Genomic DNA, 15,213 nt, shown 5'->3' with positions numbered 1-15,213 from the left:
AGCGGGTTTCCCCGCAGATTTTGGTTTTACCGGATAACAATAGAGTCCCGCTCCGGCCCCACAGAGACATAGCCGATGCGGCAGCCGATGGCCTTTTCCACCAGCAGCACATAGTCCTGCGCGGCCTTGGGCAAATCCTCCCACCGGCGCACGCCGGAAATGTCGCACTTCCAGCCGTCCACATACTCCGTCACAGGCTTTGCCTCGGAGAGAATCGCCGGGAAGGGGAACGCGTCGGTCTGCTTCCCGTCCAGCTCGTAGCGGGCGCACACAGGGATTTTTTCCAAATAGCTCAGCACGTCCAGCTTGGTCAGGGCAATGTTCGTCGCGCCCTGCACCTCCACGCCATATCGTGTGGCCACCAGATCGATGGGCCCCACCCGGCGGGGCCGGCCGGTCTTCGCGCCGTATTCATTTCCGGCCTCCCGAAGCTGTTCGGCCTCCTCGCCAAACCATTCGCAGGTGAACGGCCCCTCTCCCACGCAGGAGGAATATGCCTTCACCACGCCCACCACCTCGTCAATCTTAGCCCACGGCGCGCCGGAGCCCACAGGGGCATAGGCCGCGATGGCATTGGAGGAGGTGGTGTAAGGATAAATACCGTAATCCAAGTCCCGGAGAGAGCCAAGCTGGGCTTCAAACAGGAAGCTCTTGCCCTGCGCCTGCGCCTCGCGCAAAAATGCGCCGGTGTCGCAGATAAAGGGCTTCAGCTTTTCGCCGAAGTCCCCGATCCAATTCATCAGCTCATCCATGGTATAGGGCTTCGCCCCGTAGACTCTTTCAATCGTCAGGTTCTTCCACTCTAAAAGCGACGCAAGATGCTCCTTCAAGCGGGCGGGATACAACAGCTCCCCCGCCTGCACGGTCTTCTTCTGGAATTTGTCAGAATAGAAGGGGGCAATGCCCTGCTTGGTGGAGCCGTATTTCTTGTCGGCAAGGCGCTGCTCCTCCAGCCCGTCCAGCAGGCGGTGCCACGGCAGCAACAGAGACGCCCGGTCGCTGATTTTCAAATTCTCCGGGGTGATGGACACGCCCTTGCTTCGGATGTCCTCCATCTCGGTCCACAGACTTTCGCAGTCCACAGCCACACCGTTGCCCAAAATATTCACCACACCCGGGCGGAAAATACCGGAGGGCAGCAGGTGCAGAGCGAACTTGCCAAATTCGTTCACCACGGTGTGCCCGGCGTTGCCGCCGCCCTGGTAGCGAATGACCACGTCGTAACGGTCGGTGATGAGGTCCACCATTCGACCCTTCCCCTCGTCGCCCCAGTTGATGCCTACAATCGCGCAGTTTGCCATAGCGCCAGCCTCCCCAAAAGTTTCATTTGTACCATCGCACAGGTCCTTTTCCAAAAGACCCGCAACCTTTTTAATTATACAGAAGGCGCAGGCATAAGTAAAGGGTTCGTTTTTAATAGCCACTATAAATTTCTGATATATCTCTTATTTGGATGCTCTCCCGCCCCCTGCGCGCAGCGGAATGCAGGATTCCTTCTGGCGGTCCGAAGCCGCACGCCCATTGTACCCCTCCGGGTCAGCAAAGTAAACCGTTTCCCCGCGCTTTCCGGTGAAAAAAGGGGCATCCGCGCTTTTCAAGCGGCGTGGTTTGTGGTAGAATGTCCGCATTGTGGACATTTTATTTGATTTAGGTCATTTTTCTCGTCCCCTGCGGGGACCACTGAAAAGCATGACATATTTTACCGCAAACAAAAGTTTGCGGTAAAATTCGGATTGATATAAATTTAGGGCGATAAGCGGAGGGGGACCATTGTATGGTACACATTGGATTTGACAACGAGTTATATTTAAAGCTCCAGTCGGAGCATATTCGCCGCCGAATCGGTGATTTTGGAGGAAAGCTGTATCTGGAATTCGGGGGAAAGCTGTTTGACGACTACCATGCCTCCCGTGTGCTGCCGGGCTTCGCCCCGGACAGCAAGGTGCGGATGCTTCAGCAATTGGCGGCGGATGTGGAAATCGTCATCGCCATTGCAGCGGGAGATATCGAGAAGAATAAAATTCGGGGAGATCTGGGTATCCCTTATGATGAGGACGTGCTCCGCCTGATCGACAGCTTCCATTCCCTCGGGCTGTACGTGGGCAGCGTGGTCATCACCCGCTGGGAGGGACAGGTGGCCGCGCAGGCCTTCCGCCGCCGGTTGGAGACTCTTGGCGTGCGGTGCTTTTTGCACTACCCTATTCCGGGCTATCCCTCGGATGTGGATCGCATTGTCAGCGACGAAGGGCTGGGGGAAAACGACTATATAGAAACCACCCGCTCTTTGGTGGTGGTGACGGCTCCCGGTCCCGGCAGCGGGAAAATGGCAACCTGCCTCAGCCAGCTATACCATGAGAATCAGCGGGGCGTGCAGGCGGGTTATGCAAAATTTGAAACCTTCCCCATCTGGAACCTGCCCTTAAAGCACCCGGTAAATCTGGCTTACGAAGCCGCCACGGCGGACCTGTCCGACGTGAATATGATCGACCCCTTCCATCTGGAGGCTTACGGAACCACAGCGGTGAACTACAACCGGGACGTGGAGATTTTCCCCGTGTTGGACGCCATGTTCCGCAAGCTTCAAGGCTCTTCTCCCTACCAGTCCCCCACGGACATGGGCGTAAATCAGGCGGGCAACTGCATTGTGGACGACGAGGCCTGCCGCTTTGCCTCCCGGCGGGAAATTCTTCGGCGGTTTTATGCCGCAGAAGCGGACGAGGCCCGAGGCCGGGGCGACGCGGAAACCGTGCGCAAGCTAAAACTTTTGATGAATCAGGCGGACGTAACGCCGGAGCTTTGCCCCGCCGTGGGCGCAGCCCTCGCCAAGGCCGAGGCCACCGGCGCGCCAGCCGGAGCCATGGAGCTGAGCGACGGACGCATTATCACCGGCAAAACCTCCGCCACGCTGGGGGCCGCATCGGCCCTTCTTTTAAACGCCCTGAAAGCGCTGGGCGGCATCGGCGACCAGTTTGAGCTGATTTCCTCGCAGGTATTAGAGCCGGTGTGCCGCCTGAAAACGGAGTATCTCGCCCACCGCAATCCCCGCCTGCACACCGACGAGGTGCTGCTGGCCCTGACCATTTCTGCCCTGACCAATCCCCTCGCGGAGCTGGCCCAGCAGCAGCTTCCCAAGCTGCGGGACGCGGAGGCCCATTTCACCGTGATTCTCTCCCCCGTGGACGAGCAGCTTTTGCGGCGGCTGGGCATTCAGGTGAGTTGCGAACCAAAATTCGGCAGCGGAAAGCTGTATCACAAATAAGCGCATCCTTACAGGCGCTTCTTCGCAGGGAGAAGCGCCTGTGCTGGTGAACCGCGCATTCCGCCCCAAAAAGGACGGCATGCCAAGCCGGACAATCCCACGGGGCGCGCAGCACCCCTGCAAAAACGTTTTTGGAAGGGACACTTTATGGAGATCATTCAACTTTTGGCGGAGGAACTGAATCAGGACCCCCGGTATGTGGAAAATGTGGTAAAGCTGATCGACGAGGGGAACACCATCCCCTTCATCGCCCGCTACCGCAAGGAGCTTCACGGCGCCATGGACGACACGGTGCTTCGGACGCTGGATGAGCGGCTGACCTACCTCCGAGGTCTTGCGGAGCGGCGGGAAACGGTGAAAGCCGCCATTTTGGAGCAGGGCAAGCTGACGGAGGAGCTTTCCTCCGCCATCGACGGGGCGAAGACCCTTGCGGAGGTGGAAGACCTCTATCGGCCTTACAAACAAAAGCGCCGCACCCGGGCCACCATTGCAAAGGAAAAAGGCTTGGAACCCCTTGCCCTGCTGCTGTACGCGCAGGGGCGGGACTGTCCCGACCCACAGGAAGCCGCCAAGGCGTATATTGATGCGGAAAAGGGCGTTGAAACAGCAGAGGACGCGCTTGCGGGCGCGTCGGACATTGTGGCGGAGCTTGTCAGCGACGACGCGGAGGTCCGCAAGGTCCTGCGGGGCTTTCTTCTGCGGCAGGCCAGCCTGCGCAGCGCGGCTGCCACGGCGGAGGACACGGTTTACCGCCTGTATTACGACTTCACCCAAGCCCTCTCCCGGATGCAGGGTCATCAGATTCTCGCCATCAACCGTGGCGAGCGGGAGGGGATGCTGAAGGTGGGGCTGGAGCTGGACCGGGAAGCCGCGCTGGTGGCGCTGCGCCGTCAGGTGGTGCGCCCCGGCTCCGCCGCAAACGCCTTTGTCCGCGCCGCCGCGGACGACGCATGGGACCGGCTGCTGTACCCCTCCTTAGAACGTGAAATTCGCGGTCAGCTTACCGACCGGGCCGCCGAGGGGGCCATAGGTCAGTTTGCCTTGAACTTAAAGCCCCTTTTGATGCAGCCACCGGTGAAGGGTCGCGTCACCATGGGGCTGGACCCCGGATACCGCAACGGCTGTAAAGTGGCAATCGTGGACGGTACCGGCAAGGTGCTGGACACCGCCGTGGTTTACCCCACCTTTGGAGAACGCCAGAAAAACGAAGCAATTGCCAAGCTCTCCGGTATGGCCGTGACCCACGGCGTAGAGCACATCGCCATTGGCAACGGCACCGCCAGCCGGGAGACAGAGCAGATGGCCGTGGAGCTGATTCAAAAGCTTTCGGACATGGGCCGCCGCCTCAGCTATATGATCGTGTCCGAAGCGGGCGCTTCGGTGTACTCCGCGTCCAAGCTGGCGGCAGAGGAATTCCCCCAGTACGACGTAAACCTCCGCTCCGCCGTGTCCATCGCCCGGCGGCTTCAGGACCCGCTGGCGGAACTGGTGAAAATCGACCCCAAGGCCATCGGTGTGGGCCAGTACCAGCACGACTGCCCTCAAAAGCAGTTGGACGAAGCGCTGGGCGCGGTGGTGGAGGACTGTGTAAACGCCGTGGGCGTGGACGTGAACACCGCGTCCGCGTCACTACTTGGCTATGTGGCAGGACTGACCGGATCAACCGCCAAAAACGTGGTAAAATACCGAGAGGAGAACGGCGCGTTCACCGCCCGGAAGCAGATTTTAAAGGTATCAAAGCTGGGCCCCAAGGCCTTTGAGCAGTGCGCGGGCTTTTTGCGGGTGCCGGAGAGCTCCAACGTGCTGGACAACACCGCCGTCCACCCGGAGAGTTACGCCGCCGCGAAAACACTGCTCAAGATCACCGGCTATACACTGGCGGACGTTTCCGCCGGTGCACTGGGGGACCTTCCAAATCGCCTGAAAGCCTATGGCGAGGAGAAAGCGGCGGCTGAGTGCGGCGTGGGCGTGCCCACGCTGCGGGACGTGGCATCCGAGCTGCAAAAGCCGGGCCGGGACCCCCGGGACGAGCTGCCCAAGCCAGTTTTGCGAACGGACGTGATGGACATCAAGGACCTGCGCCCCGGCATGGTCCTCACCGGCACGGTGCGCAACGTCATCGACTTTGGCGCGTTTGTGGACATCGGCGTCCATCAGGACGGACTGGTCCATGTGTCCCAAGTCAGCGACCGCTTTATCCGCCACCCCTCCGAGGCCGTATCCGTCGGCGACGTGGTAAAGGTGGTGGTACTGGAAGTGGAGGAGAAGAAAAAGCGGATCTCCCTTTCCATGAAGCAGGCAAACTAATCGGGCGGCGAACAAATCGGCAAAGGAGAATGTTTTATGAAGCTTTTGACCTTCGACGAAACAGGGGACCTGCTGGATCGCATCGCGGAGCAGTTCCCCCAAGTGCTGTTTCAAGGGCTAAACGGCGGAGTAAACCTTAAAGAGGAAGCTTTGCCGGACCCGGAGTTTCCCGGCAGCGAGCTGTATATCATGGGGCAATTCTGCGACAATTGCCTTGGAAAATATATCGACCTTTACTACGGCTCCTTTGCCGTCCTCGCAAAGCTTGAAAACTGGACGGAGGAAGACTGGGAGGACGAGCTTTGGACCACCCTTTCTCACGAGCTGACCCACCACATGGAGGGCCTTGGCGGCCTTCACGCTCTGGACGACCGGGATGAGGAGGAAATGACAGAATTCCGCCGAAAATACGAGGCGAGGGCAAAACTCGCCCCCCGATTCGCCGAAGAGAACGGAGACACTTCCAAGCAGCAGCCCTGACGCCAGCTTTAGAACCCACGCCGTTTTTTTAAGAAAGACGGGGCAGTTCCGGTATGTCTTGCCGGGTCTCCCCGTCTCTTTTTTCGCCGCAAAAGAGGAACACGCACCGCTCTGAACCGCCCTCTGCCGCAGATCTGGCAGTCTATACATCCGACCTATTTTTAAATTCTTGTCCTTCGGATTAAACTCTGCCTTTTTACATCCGCTTGTAAAAAGCTGTCTGACATATTATAATAACTTCGATAACAGGTATAACCAGTGACGGCGCCGCCGTCTGCCCAGCATCTTTCGTCTGCCGCCGTTTTTTGCAGAACAGGCAGACCGCAGCAAACACCTCGGCGTTCCGATACCGCACTGCGCAACGCACAGTCCAAAGGAAATTCAAGGAGGAATCAAGATGGGGACAAACGAGACAGCCGGAAAAACACTGGTGGATACGGCGGTGAATGAGATAATTCAGTTGATTTTGAGCAATAATATGAAATCAGGAGACAGGCTCCCCAACGAATACGAGTTGGCACAGCAATTGAAAGTCGGACGAAGCACTTTGCGGGAGGCCACGCGTCGGCTGGTTGCCCGCAACATTCTCCATGTGCGTCAAGGTTCTGGCACCTTTGTTTCCGACAAAAACGGTGTGCCCGAAGACCCTCTCGGACTTACCTTTATGGGAAACGATCCAAAGCTGGCCATCGAGCTGCTGGATATCCGCCTGATGCTGGAGCCGGAAATCGCGCAGATCGTGGCACGCAAGGCTGCGCCTAAGCAGGTACGGCAGATGTATGAATACTGTGAAAGAATGGAAGAATTGGTGAACGCGGAAGAGGATTATTCCGCCGTGGACGCTCAGTTTCACCGATTTTTAGCCGAATGCAGCGGAAATGACGTACTGCGAAACTTAATCCCCATTATCACTTCATCCGTCAATGTCATCATCACCACCACCAACGACGAAAACCGCAGGCAGTCCATTATTCAGCATCGGCAGATTGTGAACGCAATTTCCCGGTGCGACCCCATGGGTGCGCGGTTTGATATGATTTTGCACCTGAACACCAACCGCGAGTCCATCCTCAGACATCTCGACGCGAATCAAGGAAAAAAATAACTGTTTCGGATTTCAAAAGCGGGGCGGGGCGCATTGCCATTCAGGGGCACATATTTAAAGCTTTTTTCTTAACAAAGATCAGACGTATTAACGGCAAAGCGCACAAAAAAATGTCGCCACAGCAGTGAAAAGGATGAAATTATTGTGAAATTTGTGACAACACTTGACGTTAGTTTGTCTGGATGATACTGTTTTATCACAAAATACATCTGATGATTAAACCTGCGTTCATCGATGATAGTTTGGATTAAGAAGGAGATTGTGAAAATGAAAAAGTGTCTCTCGATGCTGCTGGCCGGCGTAATGACGGCTACCATGCTGGCAGGTTGCGGAAGCTCCGCCCCGGCTGGCTCCGCCGGTTCCAACGCCTCTTCCGGTTCCTCCGGAGAAGCAAAGCTCACCCTGAAATACGCGCTCACCGACGGTGAGAACACCAACTACGCCGCTGGCGCCAAGCGGGTGGCCGAACTGGTGAATCAGTACACGGACGGGCAGATTCAGATTCAGGTCTACGCCGGCGCCACTCTGGGCAGCGAGGCGGAGACAATTGAAAGCTGCGCCAACGGTGAAATCGACATTGCCACCTGCGCCAACAGCGTGCTGGAGAACTATTTCCCCGAGTGCGCCGCTCTGGAGCAGCCCTTCCTCTGGGAGAGCGCTGAGGAAGCCAACTACGCCATGACCGGCGAGACCGGCAGACTGTTCAACGAAGGTGTCGAAGCCGCCGGAATGCACATGATCGGCTGGATGGAATCCGGCTTCCGCAACATCTTCTCCAAGGACCCCATTCAGACCGCCGCCGACATGCAGGGCCTGAAGATCCGCACCATGAGCTCCAACCTGCAGACCGCCATGTGGAACAGCTTCGGAGCAGTTGCCACTCCCATGTCTGCCACTGAGCAGTACACCGCTTTGCAGCAGGGAACCGTGTCCGCCGTGGAAAATGCCATTTCCAACAACTGGGCCGGCAACTACTATGAGGTCGCTCCCTATGTTACCTGGTCCAACCACTACTTCTGCTACATCATGCTGTGCATGAGCGACTACGCTTATCAGAAGGTCGCAGATCTTGGCCTGATGGATGAGTTCATGCAGGGTGTCACCGAGGGCTGCAGCGACCAGTGGCAGTATCTGGTGGACTACAACAACGAGGCCGTGGACAAGCTGACCGAAAAGGGCGTCACCTTCTATGACCTGTCCGAAAGCGACATCCAGACTCTGAAGGATCGCTACGCTGCCTATGTCGCAGACTCCGCCAACGGCATTTCCTTCGACAAGACTTGGCTGGACGCGCTGGATGCGGATAGAGCTGCATTTAAGAACGCTTAATGATTCCAAGGCCCTCATGAGATAAATCAGAAACCGCTTCCGGTCGCCCGAGCTATCCGGGGCTATCGGGAGCGGTTTTCGATCGCAACGCAGATTTGAGAAAAAGGAGAACGGTAGATGAATTCACTCAAGAAAATACTCGGTTGGCTGGACAGGTCTGAACGGCTGCTGATGGTGTTGGCCTTCGTAATCATGGTGGCCACCATGTTCGGCAGCGTGCTGGCACGGAACGTCTTTCGCGCCACCGTTTCATGGCTTGACGAGCTGGCCCGCATTTCCATGGTGTATATGGTGCTTTTGGGAGCAGAGGCCGGTCTGAGAGACGGAACGCAGGTTCGCGTAACGGCGGTAATCAGCAAATTCAGCGGCGGGCTGCGCAAAGTGATTGATATTGTGGCGCAGCTTATCCTGATCGCCTTTACCGCGATGGCCACCCGAGGCGCCATCATCAACGTACAGACCAATATCGCCCGCAATGTGACCACCACCAGCCTCAATTGGCCTATGGCCATTCCCTACATGGCACTCGTCATCGGCTTTACTATTATGACGCTGGTGCAACTGGGCACGTTGGTAAAAATGGTTACAAAGCCTGCCGATCAATTTGGAGATAAGGAGGAGCAGGCATGACCGGAGTACTCTTGTTCGGCGTATTTATCGTATGCCTTTTCATCGGCGTTCCCATTTCCATTTCTCTGGGCGTCTCAGCCACCGCGATGATTCTCTTCGCCCAGAATATCATGGCCCCGGCCACCACCGCCTCCATTCCTCTGCGTTTTTATGCCGGCCTTGACAGCGTGTCCATTATGGCCATCGCATTTTTTGTGCTGGCCGGCAACCTGATGACCAAAGGCGGCATCTCCCGCAGGATCGTCAAATTCGCCAGTATTTTGGTGGGCCGCGTCCGGGGCGGCATGGCTGTGGCGCTGGTTCTGGCCTGCGCCTTCTTCGCCGCTCTCTCCGGCTCCGCCCCCGCCACAGTCATTGCCATCGGCTCCATGCTGTATGCCGACATGGTGAAGGCGGGTTATCCCGGCCCCCGCACCGCAGGATTGCTGGTGGTCAGCGGCGGTCTGGGCCCCGTGATTCCGCCGTCTATCATCATGGTGATTTACTGCACGCTCACCGGCGCGTCCGTCAGCGGCATGTTCAAGCAGGGTCTGCTGGTGGGCATCCTGATCTGCGTCGTGCTGATTGCCGTGGCACTGTGGTATGCCAAAAAAGAGAACTGGCCCAAGCAGGAAGAGCATCATACCGCCATGGACATTCTGAAGATTTTCTTTGACGCTATCCCCGCCCTGCTCACTCCCATCATCATTCTGGGCGGCATCTATTCCGGCATCCTCACTCCCACTGAAAGCTCCGTGGTCGCCTGCATCTGGGCGCTGATTGCCGGAACCCTGTTCTATCATGAGCTCAAGTTCTCTGATTTGATTGAGATCCTATACGATTCCGCCAAGAGTTCGGCGATGATTCTTTTCATCATCTCGGCCTCCACGGCCTTCAGTTGGGTGTTTACTTTCTCCGGCCTGTCCAGCAGTCTGGTAGAAACAGTGGTGAACATGCACCTCAGCAGCACGCTGTTCTGCCTGATTGTCGCCATTATCCTGCTGATTTTCGGCACCTTCATGGAGGGTACCGCTATCTGCGTGCTGCTGGTCCCCGTGCTCTGGCCCATTGCTCAGAGCTTGGGTATCCATCCGCTTCACTTCGGTATGATCGTGTGCGTTTCCAATGTCATCGGCACCATGACGCCGCCGGTTGCCGTCAACATCTTCTCCGCCACATCGGTTACCAAGTTGCCCATGGGCCAGATTGCCAAGGCCGAGATGCCTTTTCTTGTCGGATATGTCGCCGTCTTTTTCCTGACGGTGTTCTTCCCCTGGTTCAGCACCTGCCTGATATAAATCTGATTCCAATACGGCTGCCGCCGCGATAAAATGCGGCGGCAGCCGCAAAGGATTTTTTTCTGTGAAAGCCGCGTGTATACCGGCTGTTTTTTTGAACGAAAACTCTTTAATTTGTCTGATGATTCTTGCAGTAAAATTAAAATGGAGGTTTTATTATGCGCAATCAATCCAATAAAGAGCGGATGGAACGCTGGAGCGTCCAGTCCCCCGAGGCCCCGGGTTTCCACGCAGTTGTCACTCCCGATACTTGCGAATGCCGTGAAGCGCAGATTTATCGTCTGAATCTGAACGCCGGAGATTCTTATGTGCTGGAAACGCAGACACTGGAGATGAACCCGGTTTTAATCGAAGGCTCCGCAAAGTTGTCTGACCATTCATCTTTAAACCAGACCATGAAAAAATTTGACGCGTTTTATGTTCCCGGCGGTGAATCCATCCGTATCACCGCGCTGGAGAACTGCATTTTCTATATCGCCGCGGCAAAGTGCGAGGGCGTGGGCGCGCCGTTTTTCCGGTCGTTTGACCTAAGCCTGCCCATCGGCGATATCCACCAGATTCACGGCAGCGGCGTGGGCCGCCGGGAGGTTATGTTTACCCTGTCCCATCAGGAGCCCGCTTCCAAGCTGATCTGCGGACTCACTTGGGGCGGCGAAGGCGCCTGGACAAGCTGGCCTCCCCACCAGCACGAGCGGGATCTAGAGGAGATTTACTGCTATTTCGATATGCCTCTGCCTCACTTCGGCCTGCATATCAGCTATCTCGAAAGCGGCGGCGTGGAAGACATCGTGACTCACACTGTCCACTCCGGCACGATGGTGCAGGCCCCCGCGGGCTATCATCCCACCGTGGCTTGCCCCGGCACGCGGAATGCCTATTTCTGGGTGCTGGCGGCATTCTCTCAGCCCAGCCGCCGCTATGATCTGGCCGTTCTGGACCCCGCGCTTGAAAGCTTTCAGTCCTGAGCGCCGCACATTTTACAAAACACAGGAGGAAATACAAGTATGACCAATCTGTTTGACATTTCCGGCCATCGTGCCATCGTCACCGGTGGTACACGGGGACTGGGATACGGCATGGCCGAGGGCTTGATGGAGGCAGGCGCCTCCGTGGTGATTTTCGGCTCCACTGAAAAGGCGGAATCCGTTGCCGCGGAATTTCGCGGCCGCGGCTTCAACTGCCACGGGCTAAAGGTGGATCTTGCCAACGCCGAGGAACGGGAGCAGGGCTTTCATAAGGCTGTGGAGCTTCTTGGCGGACTGGACATTCTCATCAACGCGGCAGGCATTCAGCGCCGCTATCCCTGCGAGCAATTTCCAAAGTCCGATTGGGACGAGGTGATCGAGGTCAACCTTACCGCCCCCTTCGTTCTCTGCCAGATGGCGGCACGGGAGTTTTTGAAGAAGGCCGAGCCCGCCGGAAAAATCATCAACATCGCTTCCATGGCCACGTTTTTCGGCGGCTTCACCGTGCCCGCCTACGCAGCGGCTAAGGGCGGCATTGCGCAGTTCAGCAAGGACATGTGCAACGAGCTGGCAGGGCGGAACATCAACGTCAACTGCATCGCTCCCGGTTATATGGATACGGAGATGAACACCGCCCTCACCGATCCCGCAAATCCCCGTTATAAGGAGATTACCGACCGCATTCCCGCCCACCGCTGGGGCACCGGCGAAGACATGAAGGGCGCTGCCATCTTCTTGGCCTCCCGCGCCTCCGACTATCTCAACGGCGCGGTCATCCCCGTGGACGGCGGATATCTGGTGAAGTAAATGTCCATTACCATTCGTAATATCCGCACAATTTACACCGCACCCGAGGGGATCAATCTGGTCGTGATCAAGGTGGAAACCTCCGAGCCGGAGCTTTACGGTCTGGGCTGCGCCACTTTTGCCTACCGCCATCTGGCGGTAGGCGCGGTGGTGGATGAATACCTGCGCCCCCTGCTGGTGGGACAGGATGTGTCCAACATCGACCAGCTTTGGCAGATGATGCACTATAACGCATACTGGCGCAACGGCCCCATTAGTAACAACGCCATTTCCGGCGTGGACATGGCCCTGTGGGATATCAAGGGCAAGCTGGCAAAAATGCCTGTTTATCAGCTTTTTGGCGGCAAGCTGCGGGAGGGCGTTCCCATTTACCGTCACGCTGAGGGGCGGGATTTGGAGGAACTGTGCGACCGCATTGAGGAATACCGTGCGCAGGGCGTTACGCACATTCGCTGCCAATGCGGCGGATATGGCGGCGAATACGGTTCTGCGCCCGCTTCCGCGCCCCGCGGGGCGCCCGACGGCGTTTATCTGAACGCCGAACAGTATATCCGAAACACCGTGGAGCTGTTTTCCGCGCTGCGGCAGCGACTGGGCGACGACTTGCAGTTTGTCCACGACGTTCACAGCCGCATTCAGCCCATTGATGCAATCCGGCTTGCAAAGCTGCTGGAGCCCGCCCATCTCATGTATCTGGAGGACCCGGTGTCCACCGAGCAGACGGATTGGCTGCGCCAGCTTCGCAGGCAGACCAGCACGCCCATCGCACAGGGCGAGCTGTTCAACAATCCCGCAGAATGGAAACCGCTGATTACGGAACAGCTCATCGACTATATCCGCTGTCACATCAGCCAGTTGGGCGGCATCACGCCCGCCCGCAAGCTTCAAATTTTTGCGTCACAGTTTGGCGTGCGTACCGCATGGCACGGGCCGGGCGACATGTCGCCGGTGGCCCACGCTGCCAACATTCATCTGGACCTCGCCGCCGAGAACTTCGGGATTCAGGAGTGGTCCGGCACACAGCCCCCCAACTTTATCATTCAGGAGCTTCGCGGCCCCAAGGATGCGCTGATGGAGGTCTTTCCGGGAGCGCTGAGAGAAGACAACGGATACGTCTATCCCAGCGACCGCCCCGGTTTGGGTGTTGAGCTGGATGAGGAAGCCGCCAAAAAATTCCCCTGCGAGGCGGCAGTGACGACATGGACACGCACAAGGCGCGCGGACGGCGCGCTTCAGGCTCCCTGACATGCCTACCGAGCATAAATCGGTTTTAATAAGGAGATTGTTTCAATGACAAATTTATTTGACTTGGCCGGCCGCCGCGCCATCGTCACCGGCGGCACCCGCGGACTGGGCCACAGTATGGCCGAGGGCTTGATGGAGGCGGGCGCCTCCGTAGTGATTTTTGGCTCTTCCGACAAGGCGGAGACCATTGCCGCGGAATTTCGCGGCCGCGGCTTCAACTGCCACGGGCTGAAGGTGGATCTTGCCAACGCCGAGGAGCGGGAGCAGGGCTTTTACAAGGCCGTGGAACTTCTTGGCGGGCTGGATATTCTGCTTAATGCGGCAGGCATTCAGCGCCGCTTCCCCTGCGAGCAGTTCCCGGCTGAGGACTGGAACGCGGTGATCGAGGTGAACCTCACCGCCCCGTTTAATCTCAGCCAGTTGGCGGCCCGGGAGTTTTTGAAGAAGGCCGAGCCCTCCGGAAAAATCATTAACATTGCCTCCATGCTGACCTTTTTCGGCGGCTTTACCGTGCCCGCCTACGCGGCGGCCAAGGGCGGCGTGGCGCAGTTCAGCAAGGACATGTGCAACGAGCTGGCAGGCCGGAACATCAATGTCAACTGCATTGCTCCCGGCTATATGGACACGGAGATGAACACCGCCCTCACCGATCCCGCAAATCCCCGCTATAAAGAAATTACCGACCGCATTCCCGCCCACCGCTGGGGCACCGGTCAAGACATGAAGGGCACCGCCATCTTTTTGGCCTCCCGCGCCTCAGACTACCTCAACGGCGCGGTCATCCCTGTGGACGGCGGATATCTGGTGAAATAAGCATTGGAGGAACACATGACAACGTATACCGTCTGTGTCAGCGATGAGCGGCACGCAAGCTATGAAATCGAGCGGAAGATGCTCGAATCCGCCAGTGCGGAGCTTCGACTCTGCCACTGCGAAACCGAAGAGGATTTAATCTCCCAGTGCGCCGACGCCGACGCCATATTGCTGGATTTGGCCCCCATGACCGCCAAGGCTGTGGCAGGCCTCAAGCGCTGTAAGGTGATCAGCCGTTATGGCGTGGGCTTTGAAAACGTGGATTTGGACGCGGCCACAGCCCATAGAATCCAAGTCACCAACGTCCCCGACTATTGTATGGAGGACGTATCCGACCACGCGCTGGCGCTGATGCTCTCCTGCCTGCGTCACATCCCCATGCGGGACCGCCGGATAAGAGAGGGTGCCTGGAACCTTCAGGGCACCAGCTTTCGCCTGAAAGGCAAGACGCTGGGCGTCATCGGCGCGGGGCGCATCGCCCGGGCGCTGATTCAAAAGGTGTCCGGCTTTGGTCTTAGCGAGGTTTTGGCCTATGACCCCTATGTAAGCGCGGAAGATTTGGCGGCGCTGGGCGTGCGGAAGGCAGAGCTGGACGAGGTTCTCTCCCAGTCCGATATCATCTCTCTCCATCTCCATGCCAACAAAGAGACAGAGGGCATCATCAACGCACGGACGCTTGGAAAGATGAAACCCACCGCCATCCTTATCAATGTCAGCCGCGGCCCACTGGTAAACGATGCGGACCTGCTGGACGCGCTGGAGCGCGGGACGATTCTCTCTGCCGGTCTGGATACCCACAACCATGAGCCTCTGGGGGCCGACTCTCCCTTCTGTCGCCTGCCCAATGTGGTTTTGACCGACCACACCGCTTACAGCACCATGGAAGGCGTGGAGGAGCTTAAGACAAAGGCCGCGCAAAACGTCATCGACGTTCTCGCCGGGAAGGCCCCCCGATACCCCGTCAACACTCTGTAAGGCCGCGTCCGTCAGGACAGG

13 protein-coding genes are annotated in these 15,213 nt (G+C 57.6%); 12 read left to right on the top strand and 1 reads right to left on the bottom strand.

Features of this window, described 5'->3' with window-relative positions:
- Positions 1 to 26 precede the first annotated feature (26 nt).
- Complete coding sequence (locus RTU96_RS01230; protein ID WP_312634487.1) at positions 27 to 1,301, bottom strand: adenylosuccinate synthase; 1,275 nt, start codon at positions 1,299 to 1,301, stop codon at positions 27 to 29.
- A gap of 473 nt (positions 1,302 to 1,774) precedes the next feature.
- On the opposite strand from RTU96_RS01230, the gene RTU96_RS01225 reads away from it, so the two are divergent.
- From RTU96_RS01225 to RTU96_RS01170, 12 genes are all read left to right on the top strand, one after another.
- Positions 1,775 to 3,259: a DUF1846 domain-containing protein gene (locus RTU96_RS01225; protein ID WP_312279389.1), complete on the top strand. Its 1,485-nt coding sequence runs from the start codon at positions 1,775 to 1,777 to the stop codon at positions 3,257 to 3,259.
- A 147-nt stretch (positions 3,260 to 3,406) separates the two neighbouring features.
- Complete coding sequence (locus RTU96_RS01220) at positions 3,407 to 5,566, top strand: Tex family protein (protein WP_312634485.1); 2,160 nt, start codon at positions 3,407 to 3,409, stop codon at positions 5,564 to 5,566.
- Positions 5,567 to 5,602: 36 nt separating this feature from the next.
- Positions 5,603 to 6,046: a metallopeptidase family protein gene (locus tag RTU96_RS01215; protein ID WP_312634484.1), complete on the top strand. Its 444-nt coding sequence runs from the start codon at positions 5,603 to 5,605 to the stop codon at positions 6,044 to 6,046.
- A gap of 397 nt (positions 6,047 to 6,443) precedes the next feature.
- The gene (locus RTU96_RS01210; protein ID WP_312634483.1) at positions 6,444 to 7,151 is read left to right on the top strand and encodes a FadR/GntR family transcriptional regulator; all 708 of its coding nucleotides are present in this window, start codon (positions 6,444 to 6,446) and stop codon (positions 7,149 to 7,151) included.
- A gap of 267 nt (positions 7,152 to 7,418) precedes the next feature.
- Positions 7,419 to 8,480, top strand: coding sequence for a TRAP transporter substrate-binding protein (locus tag RTU96_RS01205; protein WP_312634482.1), 1,062 nt, complete (start codon positions 7,419 to 7,421; stop codon positions 8,478 to 8,480).
- 117 nt (positions 8,481 to 8,597) lie between these two features.
- Positions 8,598 to 9,110 carry a TRAP transporter small permease gene (locus RTU96_RS01200; protein WP_312634480.1) on the top strand — a complete coding sequence of 171 codons (513 nt, stop codon included), beginning with the start codon at positions 8,598 to 8,600 and terminating at the stop codon, positions 9,108 to 9,110.
- Complete coding sequence (locus RTU96_RS01195; protein ID WP_312634479.1) at positions 9,107 to 10,387, top strand: TRAP transporter large permease; 1,281 nt, start codon at positions 9,107 to 9,109, stop codon at positions 10,385 to 10,387. Before RTU96_RS01200 ends, RTU96_RS01195 begins: the two co-directional genes overlap by 4 nt.
- A gap of 158 nt (positions 10,388 to 10,545) precedes the next feature.
- Positions 10,546 to 11,352 carry a 5-deoxy-glucuronate isomerase gene (locus RTU96_RS01190; protein ID WP_312634478.1) on the top strand — a complete coding sequence of 269 codons (807 nt, stop codon included), beginning with the start codon at positions 10,546 to 10,548 and terminating at the stop codon, positions 11,350 to 11,352.
- A gap of 39 nt (positions 11,353 to 11,391) precedes the next feature.
- Positions 11,392 to 12,159: an SDR family NAD(P)-dependent oxidoreductase gene (locus RTU96_RS01185; protein WP_312634477.1), complete on the top strand. Its 768-nt coding sequence runs from the start codon at positions 11,392 to 11,394 to the stop codon at positions 12,157 to 12,159.
- A complete protein-coding gene (locus RTU96_RS01180) occupies positions 12,160 to 13,404 on the top strand; it encodes an enolase C-terminal domain-like protein (RefSeq protein ID WP_312634476.1) in 1,245 nt (414 codons plus the stop codon).
- 45 nt (positions 13,405 to 13,449) lie between these two features.
- Positions 13,450 to 14,217 (top strand): SDR family NAD(P)-dependent oxidoreductase, encoded by a 768-nt coding sequence (locus RTU96_RS01175; RefSeq protein WP_312634475.1) that lies wholly within the window; start codon positions 13,450 to 13,452, stop codon positions 14,215 to 14,217.
- A gap of 15 nt (positions 14,218 to 14,232) precedes the next feature.
- Positions 14,233 to 15,192 carry a C-terminal binding protein gene (locus RTU96_RS01170; protein ID WP_312634474.1) on the top strand — a complete coding sequence of 320 codons (960 nt, stop codon included), beginning with the start codon at positions 14,233 to 14,235 and terminating at the stop codon, positions 15,190 to 15,192.
- Positions 15,193 to 15,213: the final 21 nt, after the last annotated feature.

This window comes from Oscillibacter sp., from assembly GCF_032018205.1.
Lineage (GTDB): Bacteria > Bacillota > Clostridia > Oscillospirales > Oscillospiraceae > Oscillibacter.
The sequence above is the reverse complement of the archived record's forward strand: the minus strand, read 5'-3'. Positions and strand labels throughout refer to the sequence as shown.